The sequence below is a fragment of the Legionella sp. PC1000 genome (assembly GCF_014109805.1).
Taxonomy (GTDB): domain Bacteria; phylum Pseudomonadota; class Gammaproteobacteria; order Legionellales; family Legionellaceae; genus Legionella; species Legionella resiliens.
Genome location: NZ_CP059400.1, coordinates 536,876 through 562,020, shown reverse-complemented (window position 1 = coordinate 562,020; position 25,145 = coordinate 536,876). Strand labels below are relative to the sequence as shown.

The following is a 25,145-nucleotide window of genomic DNA, read 5'->3' as shown; positions in this document are numbered from 1 at the left end:
GCTTTGAAGTCAATTATGGCGCGAGATGAGAAGCAGATAAGTACATTTAAAAGAGTGAATAAAGCAATAATAATATTAATATCAATTACTTGCCACTTGAGCACTCTGTGTTACAATCGGGCATATATTCGGCTCATTCTATGCCTTTCCAACCACTCAAAAAAATAATTATAAGGAGATTTACCATGCCTAGAAACGATCCTCCTGAAGTCAAAATGCAAAAGACCTTACAGGTACTTGGAGTAGTAAATTTGATTCTATCACCCCTGCTCCTAATTGACTCCCGCCTTGCATTGACCGCAGGTTTGATAGTCAATGGATTGTTAATTTCACAACTCCATGAAATAGGGAAAAAAAGAAGGCCAGGCTCCAATCTGCTCAATCAGGGAAGAACTTATTTCTCAGGCATGTTTTTTGCTCAAAATTCATCGAATGATCATGTTGGTGAAGTGGATAATGCCTTAAGAAATATAATCAATGGCGGAGGTGCAATACATGATGAAATAACTACTGCATTCTCTAACAGGGGCCCAAACGGATAAATATTTATTTTAAATATGTCGAGCAGGAAAGCACGAAAAGCAAAATTTAGCAATGAACCCAACGCTAATATGACTTAACCTGCTCGTTAAAGCCTGGATGCCGGCGAAGCCGTAACCCGGGTTCCGCTTCGCTTCACCCAGGCTACTTTATGAGGTAGTATTTTCCTGCACACATAAATTGCGTGCTTATTCTAAAAAAGATACTGCAGGCCGAGCGCGACACTGTAGTTTTTATTAGATAAACCAGCTGAATCGCTCTCATAGAAATGCGCACCGGTATCGTTGTCGATTATTTCGGTATCAGCACGCCCATTCGAATAATGATTGTAGGACGCTTCAACAAAAATTTTCGCATTGCGCGTGACATGATAGCCAGAATTAATTGTTGCAGCATAATATCTGGAGTTATTTCCCTGCTCTTTAAACGTTAAGTTGCGCGCATAATGTTCATCATGATCTCGTGCTGAAACCCAATCACTGTATTTTAAAAGAGCATTGAATTCAAAATTATTGATGAAATACTTCCCTGCCAAACCAACATAAGGAGTTCTAAATTTTTGTTGGTATCCAATTCCAAGCTGATTACCAGGGAAACAACCTGTATTGGAACCACTGTTATATTGGTAGCAACCACCAATTGCTCGCCAGCTGAAGGAGCTCCATTGATAACCTGCTACCACGCCCAGCTTATAATATTCATTTTGCATCAACCAAGTTCTTAAATTCAGATCCACTTCATTGGCATAATTAAGATGTGTATTTTCATGATGTGACCAGTCAGTCCAGGTTTCTTGATAAGGATTGAGCCAGTCATAATCATCCATGGCAGCTTTATTTTTTGCCAAGGTGATCCACCCCTTGCCATTAATACTGAGCCAGGTTAGGAAATCATAATTTAGTTCCCCGTTTATTATTACTGCATTCTTTATGCGCCAATTGAGCTGGCTTAACTTAGTGTCTGTTTCTTGGTTATAAACATATTCATTAGCCTTACCGGATAGGATTCCTACAGAAGTACTTAACGATAAGCCATTCGAACGGTAATCAACAGCATAAGCATCAAGCGTGAAAGTAAAAGCTAAGGGAGTTAAAGCCAACATAACTATTTTATTTTTCATATTCTTTTCCTAGTTAGGGCCGGCAGTCCTTGCAGCGAAGGGATTTTCAAAAAATCAGTCGAATTATTGTGATTCAGGATGAGCCTGTCAAGAACAAGATTGAAAAACATTAACCACAAGGGTTTTTAATCGTACAATTACATGGCACTTAGCTGGGAAAAAATCATCACCTAATTGGTCTTTCATTGCGAGAAAATTTTGCAGCAAAAATTATCATAATACCTTCATTGCATTGAATTTTTCATTGTTGCATTTCCTAATAAATCCCAATCACTTTGATGCCGCTACAGATTGGAAAATTGCTTTAATCTCTCACATTTTAGCCACATCAAATGGTCTATAATTAAACGTATAATCAAAATACAAACCTAGGTGATCTTATGCAATCCAGAATGGAAAATCTACCTGATGGGCAAAGATGGTTTATTGATAGCATGAGAAGGCTGGGATACAGAAGCAGTCGTGGTGGAGTATGTCGTGGATTAGCCAGCTTGTTTATGGTTTATTGTCTCAATAACAAGACCGATTCATTCTTTACGATGTTAGATTTTATCAATGAAAACCGTCACCTCGTCAAAAAAGAGGAGATTGATGCATTAAGGGCAAGGATTGCAAAAAATCCACAGGAAGAACTCACCGAAACGGAAAAACAGTTGCTTGAGGCCGCTAGTTTCTGTGAAATGGTCGAGATCCTACAACAACCAAGACATTACTCACGATTGTTTCCTAATGAACTCGCGATTAAATCACAGAACGTAGAAGAAACACTTTCTTTATTGGGTTTGGACACGTGGAATAATGAATATGGCATTGAAGAACTATCAAATCAAGTACCAGAAAAAGGCAAATTCTATGCTAAGTTTACTCCAGAAGGTCTTGACTATGTTTTCATAAATCCAAAAGGAGATGAGGTTAGAGGAACTCTTCTTGCAGAAGATCTAAACACCGTATTTAAATCCGGTGAACAGCCATTCAAAATATTAAATGAATCGTTTAAAAAAGTTATCAATTTAATCGAGAAAAAAAATGGCCATCAAATTAATCCAGAATATTTTCAGAAAAAAAACATTTTCCCGGCAGGGGATGTATGTGGTGTTTATAATAATGAATCACTTGAAAAACTAATTCAGTCTTTTGCGGAAATTGCGCCGCAATATCAACCTATTTCATTTAGCCTAACTGCATGCAGCCATGCAATTGAGCTTACTTATGTGAATAACCAATGGATCGTATTTGATCCAAATCGTAAATTCAAATTTTTTAATAATGATCCTTCCTCTGCAAAAGAAATAGCAACATTAATAACAAGCGCATATAAGCCTCATGCTAAAGATAATAAAGGTGAATACATTGGCATATCTTTTGCTGCCTCTGTAAATAGTAAAGAGCAAGCCCTTAAAGTAAAAGAAGCAATGGCTTCGATACAAGTAAATTCTGATATTCATAAAACTAGTTTTGGTGATATACGTAGAATTGATGCTGATGGTAAAACATGGGCAGAAATCGCAGCAAAAACAGATAATCTAGTCGCCATAAAAAAAATTGTGGCGGGTCTTGGGGATCACGACGACGTCATTAAATTAATACTGGACAATCTTACTCCCTCTATCTCTACCTCTCTAAGTATAAGAAGGAAAACAAGAGAGGTATATGATTATTTTATCGATAAGCTTAAAGAATATGGACTTGAATTAACCCATTTAGGTGAACGGGATATCGATACCCTTCTAGCTGAGTTTACTTCACAACCTTTAAATGATTTTAAACAATTATATCAGCAACTATCGCCGAAATTGAGTCAAGAACAGTTACCGCTTACCTTAGAGCATTGTTTAGCCGATTCCGTTTCAAACAACAATCAATTGGTTATGGAGTATTTGTTGGATGATATACTCCAATTGAAGTCACCAGCCCGTGAATTAAAACTCCTGGAATGTGCCCTTGTATGTGAAAAACCGGAATTAGCACTGGATCAAATACAAAAACTTGATGCCTTAAAAGGAGAAAATGCATTAAGCGGACACAACATACAAGCATATGAACGTCTCCTAAATGCTACTTTTGCAAAACATCTTCAAAATCAAAAACAAAAACCTTATCCCATGCTCTTAGTAGAAATAAATAGGGGGGTAACTCTGAAAGAAGAACAATTGAGCAGGGCATCGGCAGAGCACGGAAATATTCCAATTTTGATAAAGCAAGGCAATACGGTAATGATATATGGCTTATCAAAAGAAAACAAATGGCAACTCAATTCATTAAAAAATCCATCAAGTGAGGTAATGCAAGAAATAGACAAATTGCAATTTGGCTCAGTAGGATCTATTACCCTAGGTGCAATACACAAAGAAATTAGACGAAGTGACCTACATATAACTTCTACAACAACATTACTACTTTCTGCTGTTAAATCAAGAAATGTTGAACTTATAAATAAACTTATAGAAAAAGGAGTTGACCTTAATATACCTAATAAGCAAGGATTAACCCCACTCATGTTGGCGTGTAAGCATGGATTTAATGAGATTGTCCAAATTTTGTTAGACCACGGCGCAAACTCTGATTTAACAGATAAGAAAGGAAATACTGTATTACATCATGCATGCATCGAAGGAAAAGCTGGCATAGCTCAGCAAATAATAACCAGTAATCCCAAGTTAGTTAATATACCAAATACTGAGAAGATTTCGCCTTTGATTTATGCAATTTCATTGCGCGATGATGTAGAATTGCCAAAATTATTATTAACTAACAAGGCTGAAGCTAACTTTGCCAGCTTATATCTTGCTTGTGTTAAAGGCCGTCTAGGCGCGGTTGAAGTTTTGCTTGAACATGATCCAGGTATTTTAAAAAATGACTCCCGTTTCATTTTAGCCGCCGTCAACAGCGGCAACGAAAAATTAGTAAAATTTCTTCTTGAACCTAGGTTCCGTGAACCAATTTTTTTAATTACTTGAAAAGTAGGCAGTTTTTATAGTGAAATTCGATTGCGATCGTTAACAACACTAATGGAACTGCCTACATGTATAATAATATATCAGAACGAGTCTGGGATACAATTTATTCTTTTCTGCAAGGAGTAAAAGGATTGCACATTAAGAATAATGAGAAGACAAGATGCTTTGTGGAAGGAGTCTGGTATGTATTACGTACAGGCTGTCAATGGCGCCTGCTCCCGCCCTATTACGGACATTGGCGTAAAATTCACAAGCGATATAAAATGTGGTCAGATCGCGGCATTTGGACTGGCTTAATGTCTTCAGTTAGCGATGTTGATGATCAAGCCGTCATGATTGATGCCACCATAGTGCGCGCGCATGCGTGTGCATCTGGTTACGACAAGGAAGGGAATGATGCTCAGGCATTGGGGCGCAGTAAAGGAGGTTTTACCACTAAAATTCACGCTTTGGTGGATGGACTGGGGAATCCGATTAAGTTTATCCTGACCGGGGGACATCGAAACGATATTACTCAAGCAGCAGAGCTATTGAAGGAGCAGCGTGACACGATAGTTCTTGCAGATAAAGGATATGATTCACAGGCACTTGTTGACACACTGGAGAGTCAAGGCTGTATTGCAACCATTCCGTCAAAAAAGAATGCGAAGAACCCAAGAAAAATCGATAAAGAGCAGTACAAAGAGCGGTTTTTAGTTGAAGCTTTTTTCTCCAAAATCAAACACTTTCGGCGTGTTTTTTCTCGTTTTGATAAAACAACGACCGCTTTTTCCGGGTTCTTACATTTGGCCGGAGCGCTTATATGGATGCGCTAGAAAATTGGTTCACGGAACCTACAATTCCTGAACATAAAATTGACTATGATCCGCTCCAATTATTTAGAGTAGCGTGCAAAAATGGAAATGCTGATATTGCTCGCATCTTTGCCGAAAAACACCCTGAGGTTTTAAAAGGAGCTAAGATTGCTTTCTTAAATGCCTGCATTGCAGGGGATTTGAATATCGTTAAATTATTTGTAGAAAAACTAGGTCCTGAATATATAGAGACACTTGAAGATCAAAATGACACTGGTTTGTATTTTGCGCTTCAACGTGGGCATAAAAATGTTGCTGAATATTTGTTGGATTGTTGTCCTAATTTCAATCTCTCTATAAAAAATGATCCTCAATGGCTTGCACTTGTTACTGCAGAGGGACATTTACCTCTTTTAGAATTACTTGTAAATAAATACCAAGTTGATATAAAAGTGCCTAATTCCAAAGGCTACAGTGCGATTCATCATGCATGCACAACAGGGAAGATCGAGCTGGTCAAATTCCTTGTCGAAAAAGACCGCAGCGTCTTAGAGACTCCCCAACCAGAGGGTAAAACACCGTTGTTTTTATCTATTGGTTTAGATGACCCAACTGTTGCAGCTTATTTAATTGAACAAGGCGCTGATATTTATGCGGTAGATAAAGATTTGAATACAGCAATACACTATGCTTGTATTTCTAATACGAGTGTGACTTTATCGCACATACTTACACAACGTGCAGAGAGTCACCCTGAAGAAACAATCGCTGAAATAAAAAAAATGGCTGAACTAAGAAATGCAAAAGGACAGACTCCTCTCATGTTTGCCATCGTATTTAATAATCCTGTACTTGTAAACCTGTTCTTACAATGTAAAGCAGATATTAATCTGGTAGACAAGATGGGCAATAATGCATTTCATCTTCTTTGTAAAAGTCCAGGAGATGAAACCATGGATGCATCTGTCTTAAAAGAAACGATAAAAATTATTCTTTATGAAAATAAACAATTACTCAATACAATAAATGGTGCTGGAATGACACCCTTAATGCTTGCAGCCCAAAATAGTCGAATAGATATTTTTAAAATTTTATTAAAATACGATCCTCTTTATGTAAGAAGTGACGAGAAAACCATTTTTGATTGCTCACCAAATGAAGAGACTACAAGCGAATTGCTAAAGGCAATTATCAAGGGTTCAGCAAATAATCAAGATCAGCTGAAACAGCTAATCGAGCTGGAGTTAAAAAAACAGCATATCAATCTCGTATTACCGATGCTCAAAGCAGTTTCAGATCCAAAATTTACCCTCCATATTTTAAATAATCTTCTTTCAATGGAGAGTGATACTCCACTATTTAAATCGAAAGCCATTCAAGAAAAAGTAAAAGCAGAAATAGTGCCTTCACTTTCTTTTTTGCATGAATGTATAGGAAAATATGAAGTAAATATTTCTTCTAATGATGTTGATAGTTTCGTTGACGCAATTGGACAACTCATGCAAGCTGAAGATGAAAAAGATTATCTTATGATTAAGGAATATATTGAGGGGGCAACCTCGAAGGTAAAAGAAGCGGCAAAAATACAGCAGGAACCTCCCAGTGATACCAATGTCTATCGAATGTTCCAACCATCAACTAATGTGCCAGTAATTCAACCTGAATCAAGAAATGTAAAAACATTTTCCCCTTCACCAGGGGGAAATGATGATACTAATACTTAGCTCTTACTCACCATGGCATGCCCTTGCTTCTTGAATAGTAGACATGGGTTCCTGTGATAGCTGCCTCAGACTAACCCGGGTTGCAGCAACTGAATCCGCTAACTATCGTACTGGAAAACCTGTCTCGCTCTACCCCTACATCCCGCCCCCACGACGTGTTCGCGGGGTTGTACGGGGGAATCCAGAAGATCTGCTCTAGAATGCTGGATCCCGGCGGACAAGCCACAGGCGTAGCAGAGATGTGTTCAAGAGATAGTAAGGTAGCCTGGCTGCTTGCAGCCAGAATCTATTTGAGCATTATAAGGCGCGATGATAAAATGCACACCGAGATTAAAAATTGCGTTTTTTATATCAGAACTCTCATTAATCTTGCTTTTTATTCACTTGATGTTAGGAAAACTCATGAGCAAGTCCATAAAACAATTATTTAAAGCAATTAATCCAGATATAAGACATCGAAAAAAAATAGAGAAGCAATTAAAAGACATCGAAAACAAAGCTCGTGCAGTCCTTAAAGAACATCACACCCTCGATCTATTCTATGAACATTCTTATTTTGTACATACTCCCCTTGAGGCGGCGATACATACAGCTTCGCTCAAAGGGTTTCAATTATTAATTAAACTCGGGGCAGACTTATTCTTCAAGCCTAAACCTGATATGCCATCTGCACTAGAGATTCTTGCAAATAACTATTTTTCTCCATTTTCTACCCACGAGAAAAACCAGCTCTTCGAATGGGTGCTAAAAGATAAAGAAAGTCCAGTGTTTACCTGGGCAAAGCTAAAAGAACATGCGAATCTGTTTGAAGCGTTTAAAAAAGCAGGTTTAATCCCTGAGAAGCAGTATATCAATGTGTTACCCATCCATGTAGCCATTGAAGCCGGTCGAATGGATTTGGTGCAGAATGTGATAAGCGCTGCGGGCAGCATTCAAAAAGCGGGTGATCTCAGTCACATGAGTATTCTCAACCCGGCTATTTTGGCTGTTCTTAAAGGCAAGGAACATGCTCTGGCAATGTTAACGTATTTACTGGAACAAGGGGCCAGTACCCAAACATCAGATGCGTTCAACTTACCTGCAATAATACAAGCGATCTCTGCCGGAGTTTTATATATCACCCATGTAAGGGAAGAGTCAGTATTTCGCGTAGTAAAATTACTGCTTGACCATGGTGCCACTCTTGATGTAACCAACCCCAATAATGGTTTTACCCCCTTAATGTCCGCGCTAAAAATGGGCTATAAAAACCTGTTTGATTTCTTTCTAGGCAAAGCAGACCCAAAAACGTTAAATCATCAAGCCACAATGTCACCATATTATCTAATCTTTCAATTATTTGATAAGTATGATAATAAATTAAGAGGCTTAGATTTTCTAAAACTATTGCCTGAGTTAAAAGAAAAGGGAACGGAATTTGATAAAACCATTGCCCGAACTATTACCTATGCAGATCCCTTCGGAGATGATTCATATAGCGACGGAAGGGAGGTATCTGTAACAGGCTTGTCTTTGTTGCATTTCTACCTCGAAAATATGACTCACCTCATGGATGATCCATTTCAAACGATGGATCACCATATTGCAATAATTCAAGCTCTTATTGCAAATGGAACAAATCCTAATGCAAAAGCCACTTATACCTTGACTAAAAATGAACCCGACGGGTCGTCCTATAGAACCCAAAAAGTCCAGACAAACATCCAGCTTACCGCAGCAGAATATGCTAGAAAAATCGCCGATAAAATCATCGGTCGTTATCATTATAGCCAGGATGCTTTTTTAATTAAAACGTATCAAGATGAAAATGAATTTTTAAAGCATATTCAATACAAAACCAAGGAAGAACAAACCCAGCTGCATAAAAAATTTCATCAATTCAGAAATCTGGAACGTGTTTTAGCTGGAGAAAAGGCGTTACCGTATTCGGGTCTTCCTAATGTAGAAAAAATCTCCCAATGGACTTTGCAAAAACAAAAGTCAATTGCAGCAACTAAGTCTACTGCATCACCCGATGAATTTGATTCACAGACATTCGAGTCTGAATTAATCAATGCGAGAGTGCAACATAATCAAGGCAACTGGCAGGCTCTTAAAAAATCCCTCGTGGACTATGTTAAAGAGAGTACGTCAGTGCAAAATTTTATAGAACGAATAGAAGAATTTAAAAAACCGTTACAACTTCATTTCAACCTAACAACCAATTCCAAAGGAGAGGTAATTAGCTACGGTTCAACAATGTATCGCTTCTTCCACTTTTTTGATCCTTATAAATTTCCAAACTCCTGGGAAACGCTAAGAAAATTTGGGCAAGATACCTATGGGGTAGACATTAATGCCCAATATGATCATAGCACGACACATCAACTTTAAAAAAGAATCCATGTGTAGTAATCAATTGAGGATCTTGTGTGGACCATAATTACCCTTTTTAAAGCCTGGACTTAATAATTTCTTAATTTTATTCTAATATAATATCGCTCAATTATTTTTCTAATTGAATCATTTAGATCAACAAGGCCCATGAAAAGAAAACGCATGTCAAGCCAACGTGAACAGCACTATTATAAAGAAGTTGGCAAAAAAATTGTTCCTGTAGAAGATGAGGATGAGCAAAAGAAAATCGATGAGTTCATGAAGAAACATCACTCAGAAACTCCCCTGCATACATCGCGTGAATCAGGTTATTCAGCTTATATGTTCCATGGGAGAACAGTTGAAGTAAATACTTCCATGGTAAAAAAACGCAAGGTAGATAAAGAGCATTATCTTATTTCAAGGGCGCCTAAAGCGCCTACCTTACCGGTTTCGTGTTTGGCTTCAACAGAGCATGTCGTAGCCATGCAGGGAGACGTTAAAGATTTTATATCAGAATCTGAACCCAAGACAAAACAGAATGTAATGTATCTCATTTCATTATCGTGCGGTACCAAAAAAGTAAATATCCGAAATGAGAAAAGTGAAATTTTAAAGCTCTTGCACAAATATGATAATACTTTAAATAGAAATAATGTAAGTATTACCTACAATAAGGAAAAAGCTATTTTTGAAATTAAGGTGAGTACACAAGTTGCAGACATTCAAGTACTTATTCAAGCACTGACCAGCAAAACAAAATATAAGATCGTTGATTGTGATTTTGAAGATATCGGTTTAAATCAAGGCGTTTGTTTGGTTAAGAGGGATGCATCCAATCCAATTCATGCCATGGTTAACATTGCAGATTCTGACTTGGAAAAAGGATTTCTTGAGCGAGATGCAGGTAAAACATCAGGACGCAATACTGCTTCGTATCAAGATCGCAATTGGACATTTAATTTCTTTACGAGTTTGGAAGATATACGAAAGAAAACGGAATATCCTCAAAGTACTCTTGCGATAAAAATTTTTAATGCCAACTAGGAGTGCGCTTTTTGTTACATAGATCAAATTCAAAAAAGCAAATATAAATATAAAAATTCATTCAAAAGTATTGGGTCAACATGACCTGAGGGATATTCTCATTTTCCGGACAATTTGTCAGTTTTTAAATCAGAATATCTACGTACCGCTTTAATATCTACGTACCGCTTAAATTTCTCTACGTACCGCGCATAAAGCGCGGTACGTAGGCGAGAAAATTAAGCGCGATATGCAGGCGAAAAAATTAGTGGAGGTTTCTTATCAAAAACTGACGATACCTCAGGCCTTTAGACCCAACACCAAATTTATCCACCCCTTTAAGCTGCCATTCTTCCTGATTTTATCATCCAAATAAAATCAAATAATTAAGAATTATTACTTTGCTTAGTGTCCTTAAAAAGGATAAGATGTGACCTGTTTAAGTTTTCAGTACAGGGATAATGACTTCCATACTTAAATCCGAAAATATTGCTCTTACTCGTAATGGAGTAAGCCAAAATATGAGCATATTATTCACTTTTTCAATTATTTTGGTTTCCCTGGCCGTCCGTTTTTTAGGCATTGGTTCACACAACTTGTTTGTTGAAGAAACCTATTACTGGAATTATTCACAACATCTCGATTTTGGTTATCTGGACCATCCTCCCATGGTCGCTTTGCTTATCAAAATTTCTACTTTGATTTTTGGTACCAGTGAATTTGCTGTTCGTATTCCTGCACTGCTTTGTTGGGCAGGAGCCGCCTTTTTCAGTTTCAAATTAACTGAATTAATTCATCGAGGCTCCGGACTGTACGCAGTATTATTACTCTCACTCATGCCATTTTATTTTATACAGTCTACCATAATAACACCTGATCAACCGGTTCTGGTTTGTTGGTCAGCCGCACTCTATTATTTTTATCGCATATTTATTTTCGATGAATCTAAATCCTGGTACAAAGCAGGTATATGGCTTGGTTTAGGAATGTTGTCCAAATATACAATTGTATTACTTGGCCCTGCTGTACTTATTTATTTAATCACAGTACCTTCAACCCGATATTGGTTTATCAAGAAAGAACCTTATCTTTGCGCATTGATTGCCCTACTCATTTTTACCCCAGTAATTTATTGGAATTTCATGCATGAATGGGCTTCATTTGTATTTCAAAGCGTACGTCGATTTAAGCCGGCCCATCGTTTTTCCTTCCATCATTTTATTGGTTTGGTATTCCTGTTTTTATTGCCTTCGGGCGTAATGGGCCTTTATCTCTTATGGAATAAAAAATCGATCAACATTGAAGTAAAGACAAAACGCTTTCTGCAAATATTCACGCTGTTTCCTCTGGGTTTTTTTGGAGTATATAGTCTTAATCATTCTATTAGACTGGATTGGATAGGCCCCGGACTAATCGCTATTATTCCTTGGCTTGCACTACTGATTTCTAAAAACAAATTCCACAAGGAATGGCATCTAATCTCATTTTTTTTATTGCCTTGCTATGCTCTCTTAATCAGCATGATAGCATTTGGAGTCTCTGAAAAAGCTTCAAAAACGTTTTTTCAAAAAATGATTTCCTGGGAAAATATGACGGAACAGTTCCATGATTTAGCAAAAAATGTGAGCGATACAAGAAATAACGAGCCTATTCTTGTTCCATTAGATGCATATAATATAGGGAGTGAGCTTGCATTTTATCAAAAAAAACTATTGGAACATGGAAAAATCCAAAACATTTATCCTGTTATCGGAAGACATATTTTTGGCATGAATAGTTTGATGTATCAATATTGGTCAAGTGCAACAATGCCCTCTGGAAAGATTTTAATTTTAATTGCTACAGATCCCAGTGATTTTAATTTACCTTACATCAGTAGCAGAATAGCAGTGCTTGACCCTCCGAAGAAACTCTGGTCGCATAGCCAGGGAAGGGGGAAACCCATATCTCCATACTATTATGAACTTGTACAAATGAAATAAATTATTTATTTGCATATCCGTTTTTAATGAAATAGTTCATGAAAATAAAGAGCACCCACTTGGTTGCTGCATCCACAGCGCAAGAATAGTTGCGATTAGTCGGCTTTAGAGCCGACTTGGTGTCCATTGAATAAGCAGAAAATCATCTGAGGGGCATTTTCTCTTTTATATGTTATGGCGTCGCACTATGTTCCTTTTCGATTTCTTCAGTTACCGTTTTTGTCATTCGGTCATAAGCTTGTTGGGTGCCTGTTTTAAACCCAAGTGCTTCAACCAAGCCGCTAAAAATACTTCGACTTCTACGAACATTAAACAAGGAGTAATTGCATGTTCTGTGATCCGTAATTTTAGTTAAAAGTTCATTCAATGATAATTGAGGTTCACCTGCTATTTCTTGATACAGGTGTTTTAATTTGTCAAATTTTTGTCGTGTAACCCCTAAATTGGGATGATTCGTGGGAAGATCCAGAAGTTTTTGATACAGTTCGTTGAGCACTTCTCTTTGAGTAGGATTTACCTTAAAACAATTTGGTGGTGGTGGAAGAATATAAAATCCATTTTGAGGTAGTTGTCCTCCTACCAAATTTATTTTGTAATCAAACCCAAAAACAAATAAAGAAGGAACATTAGGAGAATATTGTAAGGTGTAATTAAGAATATCACATGCTGTAGTACGACATGTGTTCGATGCATTAATTTCTCTTGCCCCTTCAATGATACCTTGACGAATTTGCGCATTACTAAAAGTGCTTGCCTTGCCAAAAGTAACAACTTTTTGATGTCTGAATGTGATTCGTCCTGAAGGTTCTTCTTCTGGAATATAACATTTGATGCCACGTCTAAGATAATGTACACCTTTTTCTGGATAGGTTAATTGCTCCAATGGGACGTTTCGAACTTTTCTTTCTTTATAGTATTCAAGCTGATTCTGATGAATATCTCTTGTTATCGCTAAAAATTCTAAATAGTGCTCATACGTTATGGAGTATGCTTGATAACTAATGGCTGCGTCTCTTCTATTCCTCCTTTCATCCATTAATGACGCATCAGAATGACTTCCCAAAATTTTTCCATACAGGTGAGTACAACTTATTCCGAAGTCTTCATCGATAACATTCCCTTTACCTACCTTCGCTAAAAGTTCAGGTTTTCCATCTACCATAACCCCCAGCATGACAAAACTATGAATACCGTTTTTAGCAATAGTTATAAAAAATTCGCTTTTTTTAGTAGCGACAATAATGGGTTTCGTCATATTCCTATTCTCTCAAGTGCTCCAAGTTTGACATTATAGAATATATATTGATCACCGTGAATATTGCATGCTTCCTTAGTTTAAAAATATTTTTTGTGGGTTGGAATTAAAATATAAAATGACGAATATCGAAAAAATCCAGGTGATTGGTGAACGGTTCAGGGCTCACCAACATTCCAAGAGTTTTAAAAATTAACGTGGAAATAACTGCTCTAAAAACTAAGGTTGAAATTTAGAGGTATTCTCTTCAACCAATTTTGCAGCCTCATCAATGTCTTTTAGAAATTTACCTTTATTTTGTACAACCATAATTTCATCTGGTTTTACAGAGTAAACTTCGTAATCTTTCGCTGCTAATTCTTCTTTTAATTTTGATAGTTTTTCAATATCATTTTCTTTTGAGGTGATTACCCCAATTCTATCGCCATTTTTTTCCATTAAGCGAACTTTATACGCAGCTTCACTGTATGATCGACCATATCTCTGTAAAGAAGATTGAAAAAAAGTAGAACTTCGAGACGCAAATGGCCTAATCATTGACTTCATCATCATAAATATACTCATCTAAAATTAATAGAATACCCAATAAAGCAGAATGATTTTAATAAAATTTACTCAAGTTAGCAAATTTACTTTCAAAAACCACATTCTATTCTCAAGATTTTGAAATCATTTTGAGTATAAATATTTATTCAACTCTTAATTTTTGGTCCAGTATCTTCATCTAACATGCTCTTTTCTAGTGCTTCAGCTTCCTCATCTGTAATCTCTTCTATTTTTACTGTGCTTTCACCTGCTTCCAATGACTGCTCCTTTGGCTCTTCTTCAACTTCAATACGGGTATAATGGACTGTCTGTCTTTGCCCCCTCGCTTCCTGAAGCAGTACATAATAGGTATCCTTTTCCTTAGAGGTCATATCGAATGTTTCAACTAGTACGCTAATATTTTGAGCTATTACTTTTTTTTGTTGCATCGCAGCCTCTTCCATAGTGATATAAGGATGGCCTGGTATTGGTTTTCCCGTTCTTTGTATTGCACTTGCTATTAGATAACTTTGGGTGGCTTGTCTTGCAAGTGATTTTATTTCTTCTGGTATTACATTGTTCTTCAGATCAATAAAATAGGGATTAGCAGAAAATACCAGATTTATTCCTTGTCGATGTAATCTTCCTGGAATAGCGATTAATGGCACATCTTGCACCGTTACCTCATGCTCGAAAGTAAATGTATCTGGACTACCTGAGGGATCATATCCTGTTGCTTCTTCTTCAGCTCCTTGGACAAACATAAAATTATCAGGGATCACTGTTTGATCGGCCAAAACAATACTTGTTTTTCCGGAAACAAGCGTACAAAAATGATAGATAGTCCATTGATGGGAAAAAGACAGTGCAGAGCCTTCAAATCCTTCACCAGTCTGTTTATGATGCCCCTTAAAAGCGCTTGTTGTTTTTTTTTCATCTACAGTTCCATCCTCCAGAAATTTCACTAATTGAGAATGACCACGCAATCCTGTAGGAACTTTAGCTGAAGTCCCTTCAAAAAGTGGAAAGTCCAGGTCAAATTCGCTGACACTCATTGTTCTTGCCAAACAATTTGTTGCTGCAAGCGTTCTTAATTTCCATAGAGCATTTGATGGTGTTAACACACTCCCGCCATAAGACATTGGGAGATAAGAAAGTTGCCCTCTTTTGCTTCTTGATGTCGACCACATGTTGGAATCGAGTTTAAAAATGTAATCTACAGCAGTAGAGAATCGGCGGGAGGAGTTCTGTATAAAAAAGCTGCTTCCGCCCTTTAATGAGGCGCCTTTTTTCCACATATCTGCTCTCCTATAAAATGATATTAAATTAATCATATTATAGTAAACAATATGCAAACAGGTATATTTGAAATCAGAATGGACTATTTAAATCCACCCATGCATCTTCCTTAAGCGAATCATCTTTTTCACTCAGCTCTGGACTGGCTTCATTTATATACTTCAGTCTCATTTTGGCAACTCATCAAATCGCGGCAAATGCATTAGTTTGTCTTCCCAGGAGGACCGACTTGTATAGAAAATATGAGCGGTTGGTTCTAGATAAGTATCATTATCCAGTGTCCCTGCGGGTAAAACAACATTGCCTTTTTTATCTTGTCTAGGGAGCGGGCATCCACACGTCTTGCAAAACATACGTTCTTTTCTGGTATCTTTCAGTTTGAAATAGCCGATATTTTTTTCACCACTCTCCCAAGTTAATTGAGCATCATCAAAAAAAACACTAGCCCCATGAATCGAGCCAGTTTCTTTTCTACATCGACTGCAATGACATAAATACATTGCTGCGGGCTTTTGCCCGGTAATCACATAGCGGCATGTCCCACATAAACATTCTCCCGTATATCGATTCATTTAAAATCTCTCCTATTTTTAAGTAAATATTGGATAAAAAAGCAGGGGAATAATTTTGATTTATCTGGCTAACCCTAGCTACATTTTCGTAGTTGATTATTTTTTCAAACTGTTCTCTGCGGTATCTGAGAATAAGTTACTCAAGCGTGCTTGAGTGTAATCAAACAATTTTTGACCAACAGCCATTCCAAATGCAACTCGCGCTGTACCCCATCCAATTCTGAATCGTTGCTGCAAAAAACTCAATTGACTTAAGAAGGATTGTGGTGGTGTTTTTGATTCATTCCACACTTTAGTGAATGCCTCACATGCAGAGGGCGGTTTGAGATTTGGAGACGTTGCATATTGCATGTTGCGAACGTAATTGAATGGACTTGATGCAATGGTAGCGACTGCAGCTGCGCTTGCATTATAGAGAAAATCAACATACGACTGATTCGATCCGGGTATTTTATTTTCTGATTTTTTACTGGTTGTTTGCATCAAACTACGTAACATTTCGTAAGTACTTCCAAAGACCATGTCGCGTGTCATTGTTGCCGAAGTTCCCTTTAAAAAAGGTTTAAGACCTCCAAGAGTCCACATGTCACAAACGCTGGAACGAAAGGATGCGCTTTCTTGCCCCCATGTATGATATTTGACAGCAGAAATACTGTTGGTTAATGCTCCTCCAATGCTTCCTGCAGCCATGCCTACATAAAATTGGGCGGCTGTTTGACTAAAACCTAAATTATGATGCAGATAAGGAAAAAGGTACGCTTTAAGTTCTCCCTGAGCAATATAGTAAATACTTCCAAGAAATGCGCGTTGCACTAATGCCTGAGATAACCCCTGATATGGGGATTTAAAATTTTGCATTGATAGAAAAGGACGGTTATATTTCACGGATAAATACAAAGCACGATCCCATGGATTAAAAAGCCCTGAGTTGGATACCCCTGCAATTAACCCACTGGCAACATCAATATTAAACTTTTGTTTATAAGTTAATTGGGGATCCTGCTCCTTTGGTTGTACCTTTGGACACCTTGCGCCACTCATCCCTCGCTCTCCCTGCGTTAATTTTTTTTCAAACAGCATTATATGGGATATTTTAAAAAATTAATGGAATACTGACCTATTTTTAGGAGTTCTACAACTCATATTCATAAATAGGCCCTATTGCTGTTACTGCTCCAGAGTGAAAAGCGGGCTATCATGAGCGTCCGCAGATTTTGTTTGTTGCAATTGTTTTTTATAATTGTGGGTTACGGTCTCTATCTCGTAGGTCCTTTCCCCTGAAATTGAGCGCCTAAATTTAAAATCAGGCATGCACTTTGTGAATTCTTCATGGAGAGCTATTTTCTTATCATGCACGTTTTTACGCTCAGTAATTGCTATTTTTGTATCACACACCTGTTTTGCATCCTCTTTATTTTCAGGCAAAATCACGGGTAATTGACTCACAATAGTGAGATAAGTCTGCAGGGCTTCAGGTGGCTGCGCATGTTTGATGTATTCATCAGCGATTAAAGAATATGCCCAGAAATCCCTGCTACTAAAGCTTAGCTCGCCTTTATGTTCCTGGAGAATTTGTTTTATTTTTTCAAAATCACCATGTCGCGCATAAGCAAGCATCCGTTCTGGTATCGATAGTGCCTGGGATACTTTAAATAAATCCTGTGAATCAATTATCACATCATGAATAACAGGCTCCAGTCCAAGTTTCATTGCACATACATTAACAGCCCTAATATTTGCAGGTGAAAAATAAGCATGAGTAAAGTTAACAAAATTATCCAAATCAACATTCATTCCATGATGTAGTGCATCAAATAATTCGTTCGTGTATTTCCCAGTATCGTGTTTGATTACGCTGCCTACTTTAAATTGCCAATCACCACGGTCATCTTTGAAGAATAGGATATTTTCAAATCCCATAGCATCCATGATAATCCCTGTCTTTTGATAAAAATCCCGATAGTGAGTTAGAAACTCAACCATTACGTCTCTGAGCGTAGGATCACGTTCTAAACGTTGCAAAATTGCACCGATTCGTTCATCAATGATCGGATAATCATTAAGATCAAAACTGGATTCAGAGTCATTTTTATGTATCAGCGTTTTATTTACTTTGCCGAACAACTCTTTATTGTGCTCTGTTAAGTAAGGGTCCAGTTCAGCAGGTTCTATTTTAAAATCAAATTTTATTTTAGATTTGAAGCATTTTTCGTAGGGAACGATTGATAACGCGATATCTCTAGGCTCTTTTCCTGGAAGCTGTACTGGAAGGGTAATATGCTGCTCGCGAATGCATCGCTGTTTTCCCTCTTTGTCAAAACACGCATATAAAACAGCATATTTTTTCTCTAACTCTTCAAGCTCTTTAGGGTTGGGATTTTGTTTCATTACTTTAATAACAAAAGGAGCTTCTGGGAATCGATAAAGTATATGAGTGCCTCCTTCAGCAATACGCTCCGCTTTAGTTAAATCAATTGCTCCTGATTCGGTCTTTGGTACTGAATCAAGCGGATTATCCTGCAAAGCAGTCAGTTTAGGATGTGCCTGAGGCAGCTGTATGGCAAGTCCGGTTGCCCAGGATTCTGCAGTATGTCCCCCATTGTGCAGTCTGCATTCAATATGTAACGCTTGAGCTAATGACATAGTTGCTTGAGTCAAGGGTTCCTCACCTAAGCCACGGTCACCTGTTTCATTGGTTCCCGCTTGAAGATAAATATGGGGTTCTCCTTTCGGTACTTCTCGCATGGAAAGCACATCATAACCCGTCTGTAACATATGCAATAAATATTGTTGCTCTTGCTTATTTGCTAAAGGGGCACGCCAAGTTTGCTCATCCTCATATCGTACAGGAACAACCACTTCTTCACCCATCAATCGCAGAGAGGACGGTCCCCACCAAACCGCAGGCGATTGAGCAATCACTTGTCCATAAATATCAGGATGCATTTTAGCAGTATACAGTGCTTGAAGCCCCCCCATACTTTGGCCACATATACCTATTTTTTGAGGATCCCGTGTAACTGGGATACCCGCATCTCTAAGTGCGCCTGGAATTTTAGTAAGCATCGCATCCGTTTGCAGGTCACAACCATATTCTTTAAGTCGCGGCATTGATACCCATTTCCCCATTTCCATGGTAGGTTGTGTAGGCGATACAAATACAGCAATGACGGGCTCCATTTTTCCTTCAGCAATTAAATTATCTAAAATATCCCTGGTCCCCATGCTATTTCCAAAAGCATCCTGGGATAAGTGCATCTCCCCATCCAGCATTACTTGAATGTTGTATTCTTTAGTGTCTGAAGCCCTATAACCCGCTGGAAAATAAACTTCTACCCACTGCTCGCCAAACCCTAATGGATAATGTTCGTCTCCTGGATCGCTTAAAGTCCCTTGTGCATTAAGCACACGTTTTTGCATGATTCCTTTATTTTTCTTGGCCAATTCAGGATTTTCGTACACAGATGTGACAATTTTTCCATCGGATAAGGCAATTTTATTGATAATATTAGGTTTTTGGGCCAATTCTCCTGGTTTCACATTGGGATGCATGAAAAAATCGCTGCTTTCATTTGGATCGATGGACCTTCTTGCGACCCATTGACCATGCTCCTCTGTCATGGAAATCATATGACCTTTCCCAGATGAATCGCGATAACCTAATAACATTTCTTTTGGGATAGGCGTTTCTGGATCTGGCTTATAGATGAATGTTGCGGTAAGTTCTGATGAAGTATTATCAATAATCACTTCAACCATTCCGGCGCTTTCTCCGGTTACAACAAATTTAATCGATTCTGACATTTAATTTTAATTTAATTGTGCAAATTTACATTATATTTCGGACAAATAGGAATAGTGTTATTCAGTTCATTAACTTTACGTATTATTTTCAGTTCATTGTTCCAATGACATGCATTACTAAAAATTAAACCAAGTAGGACATATAACATCAATATGAATAATATTGGCAACAATACAACAAAATTTATTAACATTGAAAAAAACATTTGCATTTAAGTCAATATTTATATTAATCTGAAGGGGACTCACAAGGAAAAGGAGATCACCATGGATAAAAAAGAAAAATCTCGTCTAAAAAATGGAAACAATAAATCAAAACAACCTGATTCTAACTCGAGTTCTCAACGTTTTTTTAATCAAAAACACATTATCCCCTCCTCAGAAATGCAAGGAGCACAAAAAACACAACAACCTCAAGAAATCAGTTTGCAAACGACTACCGACCTTTTATTAGCTGGTATTTTGCAGGAATTAAAAACTCAAAATATGATTGAACTCATGAAACTAAAAACCCAGCAAGAACAAGAGCAAGAGGAGTTGCAAGCTGCTAAAAAAATGCAAGAAGAGGATGAAGCTCGATTCAAAGAAATCCAATACACGATGTATACTTGATTTAATTTACATACTCCAACCAATTAACAGATTTTCTGTTAATTGGTTTTACCTGTTTGGTACTCAAACTATGCTGGCTACGCCTTCTATCTATGAAGACAACTTCATCATCAATACGCCAGATACAATCAGTACTGCTGCAACAACTCGCATGGTATTTACAGGTTCACCCAAAATGATGAGACCAACCAGGAACGCACCAACAGCCCCGATACCGGTCCAAATCGTGTAAGCTGTTCCCAATGAAAGAGTTTTCATGGATATTGATAAGAGAACAAAACTCGCAATCATTGTTATAATGGTGATGATACTAGGCAAAATCCTGGTAAAACCAAGGGATTGCTTCAAGGAAAAAGCCCAGACTACTTCAAATACACCAGCGAAAACCAATAGAACCCATGCCATACAGCCCTCCTTTCAAAATCGGGCCGTCCCGCATGCAACCATAATGGGTGAGGTCGTCCTCACATTAGAAATTATATATGATCTTGCTATTTTCATATATAACTGACCGTAATACGGCCCCTGGCTAAGCTTATTCTTTAGGATACACCATTGAATTCCTGGTTCTTTTAGTCATCCCATATTTAAGGAACCTGGTTGCTTGCAACCAGGTTCCGTTTATTTTGATTGTACTTTCTTCAAAACAAGGTAGCCTCTTCACCATCCATATATTGACTTGCACTATCCCAAAGGGTAAAACATCCAGTCTCTGAAATATTTTAAGCTTACGGATTTTTAAATGTATTCCAAAGTAACTACCTCAACTTCCAAAATTGACACTTTTTTCCAGCCAGGTAAGAAAGTAAATCAACACATGACGTGTAGGAAACTCGATGAACTTGAGAAGATGCAGGGTTTGCTAAACAGTCAACGAATTAAACTCATATTTGGCAACTATGGAGTAGAGCTCATTTTACAAGAAAACAATGTTCGTATATCCAATTTAAATTCAAATGGTGTCATGCGAACTCTTGCAGTTGTTCATTTCTCTTTACCAGTTCCCCTTTGGTTGAAAGAGACACATAATAAAATTGTCAGTGGAAGCACTATTGGACAAACAATTAAAGACGATGGAATTGATCTGGCAAAAGAAGATGTATATTTTGGCATTACTGAATTACCTGAGATTGCAAAAAACAAGATGAATACGGCTGAAAAATCAGCCGCTGTGCACATCTATCAATTAACCGTAAAAAAGCCTAACACCTCTGAATCAATAGTTTATTGTACGATTACTGAAGTACATAGCCCTCTATACCTGACTTTGGGAGATTTACATCAGTTATCCCCCGAAGGAACAAAAAAATTCAGTGCACTCACAGAATCAGCAAAAAAACCTCTCAATGAGTTAAACACGCTCGATGAATTGCTTAAATCCCATTATAAACAAATCGCTAATGTCAGTTCGGCAAGTTTAGGGTCGGGTCCTGCTCCATCCTAAACTTACTCGTTCAAGGTTCTATTGTGTTAATTTAAAAGATTTATCTTGGGAGGTAATATGCAAGGTTGAATCATCACTGCCTTTTTTAACAAATTGAAGTTGGTAGTCTGAAACAAATTTCGCAATAGCCACTTTAAATAAAACCTCGGTCACTGCAAATGCTGGACAATTACGCATGCCCACCGAAAAAGGGACAAATGGGAATTGGCCTATTGTATGATGGTTGTTTTTAACGCTCATTTCCCCCTCTTCATCAACGTGTTGTTGCTCCGCTTGCAAAAAACGTGTCGGGTCAAATTCATTTGGATTAGTCCAGTATTGCTCTCCTTTAGCTAAAGCATGCAAATCAAATATAATCATTGTATTGGGAGGGATGGTCATTGAATCAGATGAATATCCTTTTTGGGTATATCTGGGTACTGCCGCAGGTGCATCAAACCGAACTGACTCTTTATAAAAAGCATCTAACACAGGCAATGATTTAAGAGCTCTAATATCTAACTGTTCATCCAGCACAAAATGGGATCTTTCAATTTCATCATGAAGCATTTCAAATTTTTTAGGGTCTGCTGCAATTTGTTCGAGACAGAGTACAATTGCATCAGTGAGGTTATCTGCAGCTTTTAGAATCATCGGTAAGGATTGAACAATGGGGTTTTCAAAATATCTTCTAATCTCCTGAGTACTCAAAGATTTTAAAGCTGATGCCAGCTCTTCCTCGGTAAACCCTGAATTTTCTTCTTTAAATAAACTAACTATAGAGGCAGCAATTAAATTAGCATTTCCTGGATGAGCATCTTGATGAAGTACTTCAACCACATTTTTGAATTCATGCTCTAAAATACTGCTTGAAAAAGCACGGTAAACATCCCGTTTTTTTCTTAAACTTGGCATAAAATTAAGTAATTCAGGAAAGGGAAATGCGCCCCACCGCTTTACATCATTTCTATATGACTCCATTACATCATAAGTATCGTCCGGTAATCGTTTGATACCGAGCATATTTTCTACCATAACAGCCCGAACAATGCCGCAGACTGTATGCCTGGTTGGAATGTCTGCATCAACAGCTACCGTTTTTTCAATTTCTGTGATCGTGGGATAAGCAAGTCGTGATGGGGTAAGAAAACGAGAGAGGTTTTTTCTCGATACCATCGCATCATGTCCAATATCTGAAATAATAAAAAAATCGTTCCCAGAAAAAAATTTAAACGAGGCATGCCCCTTGCGGCTCGATTGTTCTTTGTCAAATTGATTGATTAGTTCAACCAGCTGAGGCTGAGACCTTGGGGTAATTACTGCATAGTTTCCACCCAAATATCCCAAGCTAATCACACTATAACCTTCTTTACTGCTTCGTGCTTCAGTGATTAATGTTTGGAGCATCGCTTTAGGATCTTGGATAAATTCCCTAGTATAACCCAATCCAAATCGTTCAACTTGATGGAAAAGACTTACTGCAGTTTCATACACTTGGTTGGAGTAATACCGCATACTTAGCCTTATTGAACTTTCTAACAATTTACCAAACATAAAACAACCTCAACATTGATCAAATTGGCGCATTTTAAATCATTGGGTATGATAATGTAAACATTTTATCAGTTTTTAACATTACTGATATTATTTGATTTTCATTTAAAATACGATGAACTGGAGGCAACCAAGATGCGCTTAGGATGAATCCCAATAGATCCTGGCTGCAAGCAGCCAGGCTTATTCTTTAGGGTACAACATTGAATCCTGGTGCTTTGAGTCATCCCATATTTCATCTTCAGACAAGCTTGTTTCAATGAACTCAATGATGGCCCCATGTTCCTCGACCATAGCCACTTTAAAATTTTTTAACGGAACATAGGGTTCCAGAAGAACATGTTTTCCTTTTATCGCTTCATTAATGCTATCAACCTTATACGCTATATGCGGTTGAGTTTGAATCAATTCATGTAAGGGACAATTAGGGCCAAACCGATGATATTGAATTCGACCAGGTAACTCTCCTCCTGAGGTGTACATGTCCATAACCGAACTATAACGCTCGCCTGGACGAGGTTCAGTGACCGGTATTCCCACATGATGATATTGATATTTCATAATAAACCTCTAAGTGCTTTGATTTATTTATATTCTACACATTAATTGTTCCAATATTAATCAACATTATTTCCGCAATTATGAACTATTAGTTTATAATAATACATATGTTTAACAGCTAATTATTTATTGTGTTTAATCTTTCTCAATTAAGATGTTTCATAAAAGTTGCAGAGTATCTCAATTACAATCGCGCCGCAGAGGAGCTGGGTATCACGGCAACCGCTGTGAGCAAGCAAATTAAAAATCTGGAATATCAATTGGATGACAAACTCTTTATTCGAGATACACGTAAGGTTCAGCTGACTTTATTTGGTATCCTGCTTCTGGAAAAATGTCAGCGATTGCTTCAAGAAACCCAACGCATCGAGCAGTTTGTTGAATCACGACACACAGTTCCTCAGGGACAAATTACTATTTTGGTTTCGACCATTCTTGCACGTGAGTTAATTTTAGACCGGCTTACTGATTTTATGGAGCGATACCCCTTACTTGAGTGTGAGTTTTTATTTTCTGAGCACGACAATGATTTGGCACGAAAAGACATCGATGTAATGGTTGGCTTTCCCGAGATTCCACCTTTTACCGATCAGTTAAAATATAGAAAGATGCGCCCTGTTACTAATATCCTTTGTGCAGCCCCATGCTTAATTGAAAAATATGGCATGCCGACTCAGGCCTCTGATCTCATGTCATTTCCTTTTATTTCGCATAGCTTAAGGAAACCAGCCACAGAACTCCCGCTAGAAAATGGAATGCACCTACCCTGTCCCAAACCAATACTTTTTATGGATGATTTTAATGCGCTAAACCAGGCATGTAAAAACGGAATAGGTCTCTTTTTAACAGGTGAGCGGTTGGTTGAACATGCACTTAAGGAAAAAACGCTAATCCAAGTTCTTCCAGAAATCGAATTTAAACGATATGAAATTTTTACTTTTTATCAGCCTCACGGGTCGGAACTGCCTAAGATCAGAGCCTTCCTTGACTTTTATGCGCCAACCCCAACCCACTTTAAATAAAACTGTTTCATAGAAGGCTA

At 37.7% G+C, this 25,145-nt stretch carries 20 protein-coding genes; 10 read left to right on the top strand and 10 right to left on the bottom strand.

Annotated elements, in window-relative coordinates; genetic code table 11:
- Nucleotides 1–185 precede the first annotated feature (185 nt).
- A complete protein-coding gene (locus FOLKNPGA_RS02415; RefSeq protein WP_182351587.1) occupies nucleotides 186–542 on the top strand; it encodes a hypothetical protein in 357 nt (118 codons plus the stop codon).
- A gap of 191 nt (nucleotides 543–733) precedes the next feature.
- Here the strand turns inward: FOLKNPGA_RS02415 and FOLKNPGA_RS02410 are convergent, their stop codons facing one another.
- A complete protein-coding gene (locus FOLKNPGA_RS02410) occupies nucleotides 734–1,660 on the bottom strand; it encodes an omptin family outer membrane protease (RefSeq protein WP_182351586.1) in 927 nt (308 codons plus the stop codon).
- 380 nt (nucleotides 1,661–2,040) lie between these two features.
- Here FOLKNPGA_RS02410 and FOLKNPGA_RS02405 point away from each other — a divergent pair, with 380 nt between their 5' ends.
- The 6 genes from FOLKNPGA_RS02405 (at nucleotide 2,041) to FOLKNPGA_RS02380 (ending at nucleotide 12,498) form a co-directional block, all read left to right on the top strand.
- Complete coding sequence (locus tag FOLKNPGA_RS02405; RefSeq protein WP_182351585.1) at nucleotides 2,041–4,617, top strand: ankyrin repeat domain-containing protein; 2,577 nt, start codon at nucleotides 2,041–2,043, stop codon at nucleotides 4,615–4,617.
- A gap of 65 nt (nucleotides 4,618–4,682) precedes the next feature.
- On the top strand, nucleotides 4,683–5,432 hold the full coding sequence (locus FOLKNPGA_RS02400) for an IS5 family transposase (RefSeq protein WP_058441825.1): 750 nt from the start codon (nucleotides 4,683–4,685) through the stop codon (nucleotides 5,430–5,432).
- Entirely contained in the window at nucleotides 5,420–7,135 is a 1,716-nt protein-coding gene (locus FOLKNPGA_RS02395) for an ankyrin repeat domain-containing protein (RefSeq protein WP_182351584.1), read from the top strand. The genes FOLKNPGA_RS02400 and FOLKNPGA_RS02395 overlap by 13 nt, the downstream gene beginning before the upstream one ends.
- Nucleotides 7,136–7,537: 402 nt before the next feature.
- Entirely contained in the window at nucleotides 7,538–9,508 is a 1,971-nt protein-coding gene (locus tag FOLKNPGA_RS02390) for an ankyrin repeat domain-containing protein (protein ID WP_182351583.1), read from the top strand.
- Nucleotides 9,509–9,673: 165 nt separating this feature from the next.
- Nucleotides 9,674–10,537 carry a hypothetical protein gene (locus FOLKNPGA_RS02385; RefSeq protein ID WP_232890469.1) on the top strand — a complete coding sequence of 288 codons (864 nt, stop codon included), beginning with the start codon at nucleotides 9,674–9,676 and terminating at the stop codon, nucleotides 10,535–10,537.
- Nucleotides 10,538–11,037: 500 nt separating this feature from the next.
- On the top strand, nucleotides 11,038–12,498 hold the full coding sequence (locus FOLKNPGA_RS02380) for a glycosyltransferase family 39 protein (protein WP_182351581.1): 1,461 nt from the start codon (nucleotides 11,038–11,040) through the stop codon (nucleotides 12,496–12,498).
- Between the two features lie 172 nt (nucleotides 12,499–12,670).
- Here the strand turns inward: FOLKNPGA_RS02380 and FOLKNPGA_RS02375 are convergent, their stop codons facing one another.
- From FOLKNPGA_RS02375 to FOLKNPGA_RS02350, 6 genes are all read right to left on the bottom strand, one after another.
- A complete protein-coding gene (locus FOLKNPGA_RS02375) occupies nucleotides 12,671–13,753 on the bottom strand; it encodes a hypothetical protein (protein WP_182351580.1) in 1,083 nt (360 codons plus the stop codon).
- A gap of 219 nt (nucleotides 13,754–13,972) precedes the next feature.
- Nucleotides 13,973–14,191, bottom strand: coding sequence for a hypothetical protein (locus tag FOLKNPGA_RS02370; protein ID WP_220471046.1), 219 nt, complete (start codon nucleotides 14,189–14,191; stop codon nucleotides 13,973–13,975).
- Between the two features lie 254 nt (nucleotides 14,192–14,445).
- Entirely contained in the window at nucleotides 14,446–15,576 is a 1,131-nt protein-coding gene (locus FOLKNPGA_RS02365) for a hypothetical protein (RefSeq protein WP_182351578.1), read from the bottom strand.
- A 168-nt stretch (nucleotides 15,577–15,744) separates the two neighbouring features.
- Nucleotides 15,745–16,149, bottom strand: a complete 405-nt coding sequence (locus tag FOLKNPGA_RS02360; RefSeq protein ID WP_182351577.1) for a GFA family protein — start codon at nucleotides 16,147–16,149, stop codon at nucleotides 15,745–15,747.
- 96 nt (nucleotides 16,150–16,245) lie between these two features.
- On the bottom strand, nucleotides 16,246–17,190 hold the full coding sequence (locus FOLKNPGA_RS02355) for a hypothetical protein (protein ID WP_182351576.1): 945 nt from the start codon (nucleotides 17,188–17,190) through the stop codon (nucleotides 16,246–16,248).
- 126 nt (nucleotides 17,191–17,316) lie between these two features.
- Nucleotides 17,317–19,953 (bottom strand): esterase family protein, encoded by a 2,637-nt coding sequence (locus tag FOLKNPGA_RS02350; RefSeq protein ID WP_182351575.1) that lies wholly within the window; start codon nucleotides 19,951–19,953, stop codon nucleotides 17,317–17,319.
- A gap of 267 nt (nucleotides 19,954–20,220) precedes the next feature.
- Between FOLKNPGA_RS02350 and FOLKNPGA_RS02345 the strand changes: the two genes are divergently transcribed.
- On the top strand, nucleotides 20,221–20,565 hold the full coding sequence (locus FOLKNPGA_RS02345; RefSeq protein ID WP_182351574.1) for a hypothetical protein: 345 nt from the start codon (nucleotides 20,221–20,223) through the stop codon (nucleotides 20,563–20,565).
- 90 nt (nucleotides 20,566–20,655) lie between these two features.
- On the opposite strand, the gene FOLKNPGA_RS02340 is transcribed toward FOLKNPGA_RS02345, so the two are convergent.
- Nucleotides 20,656–20,970 carry a multidrug efflux SMR transporter gene (locus FOLKNPGA_RS02340; RefSeq protein ID WP_182351573.1) on the bottom strand — a complete coding sequence of 105 codons (315 nt, stop codon included), beginning with the start codon at nucleotides 20,968–20,970 and terminating at the stop codon, nucleotides 20,656–20,658.
- A 337-nt stretch (nucleotides 20,971–21,307) separates the two neighbouring features.
- Between FOLKNPGA_RS02340 and FOLKNPGA_RS02335 the strand changes: the two genes are divergently transcribed.
- On the top strand, nucleotides 21,308–22,009 hold the full coding sequence (locus FOLKNPGA_RS02335) for a hypothetical protein (protein WP_182351572.1): 702 nt from the start codon (nucleotides 21,308–21,310) through the stop codon (nucleotides 22,007–22,009).
- An 18-nt stretch (nucleotides 22,010–22,027) separates the two neighbouring features.
- Here the strand turns inward: FOLKNPGA_RS02335 and FOLKNPGA_RS02330 are convergent, their stop codons facing one another.
- Both FOLKNPGA_RS02330 and FOLKNPGA_RS02325 read right to left on the bottom strand, forming a co-directional pair.
- Nucleotides 22,028–23,542: a cytochrome P450 gene (locus tag FOLKNPGA_RS02330; RefSeq protein WP_182351571.1), complete on the bottom strand. Its 1,515-nt coding sequence runs from the start codon at nucleotides 23,540–23,542 to the stop codon at nucleotides 22,028–22,030.
- Between the two features lie 183 nt (nucleotides 23,543–23,725).
- A complete protein-coding gene (locus FOLKNPGA_RS02325; RefSeq protein ID WP_182351570.1) occupies nucleotides 23,726–24,103 on the bottom strand; it encodes a helicase in 378 nt (125 codons plus the stop codon).
- Between the two features lie 131 nt (nucleotides 24,104–24,234).
- Here FOLKNPGA_RS02325 and FOLKNPGA_RS02320 point away from each other — a divergent pair, with 131 nt between their 5' ends.
- A complete protein-coding gene (locus tag FOLKNPGA_RS02320) occupies nucleotides 24,235–25,125 on the top strand; it encodes a LysR family transcriptional regulator (protein WP_182351569.1) in 891 nt (296 codons plus the stop codon).
- Nucleotides 25,126–25,145 lie beyond the last annotated feature (20 nt).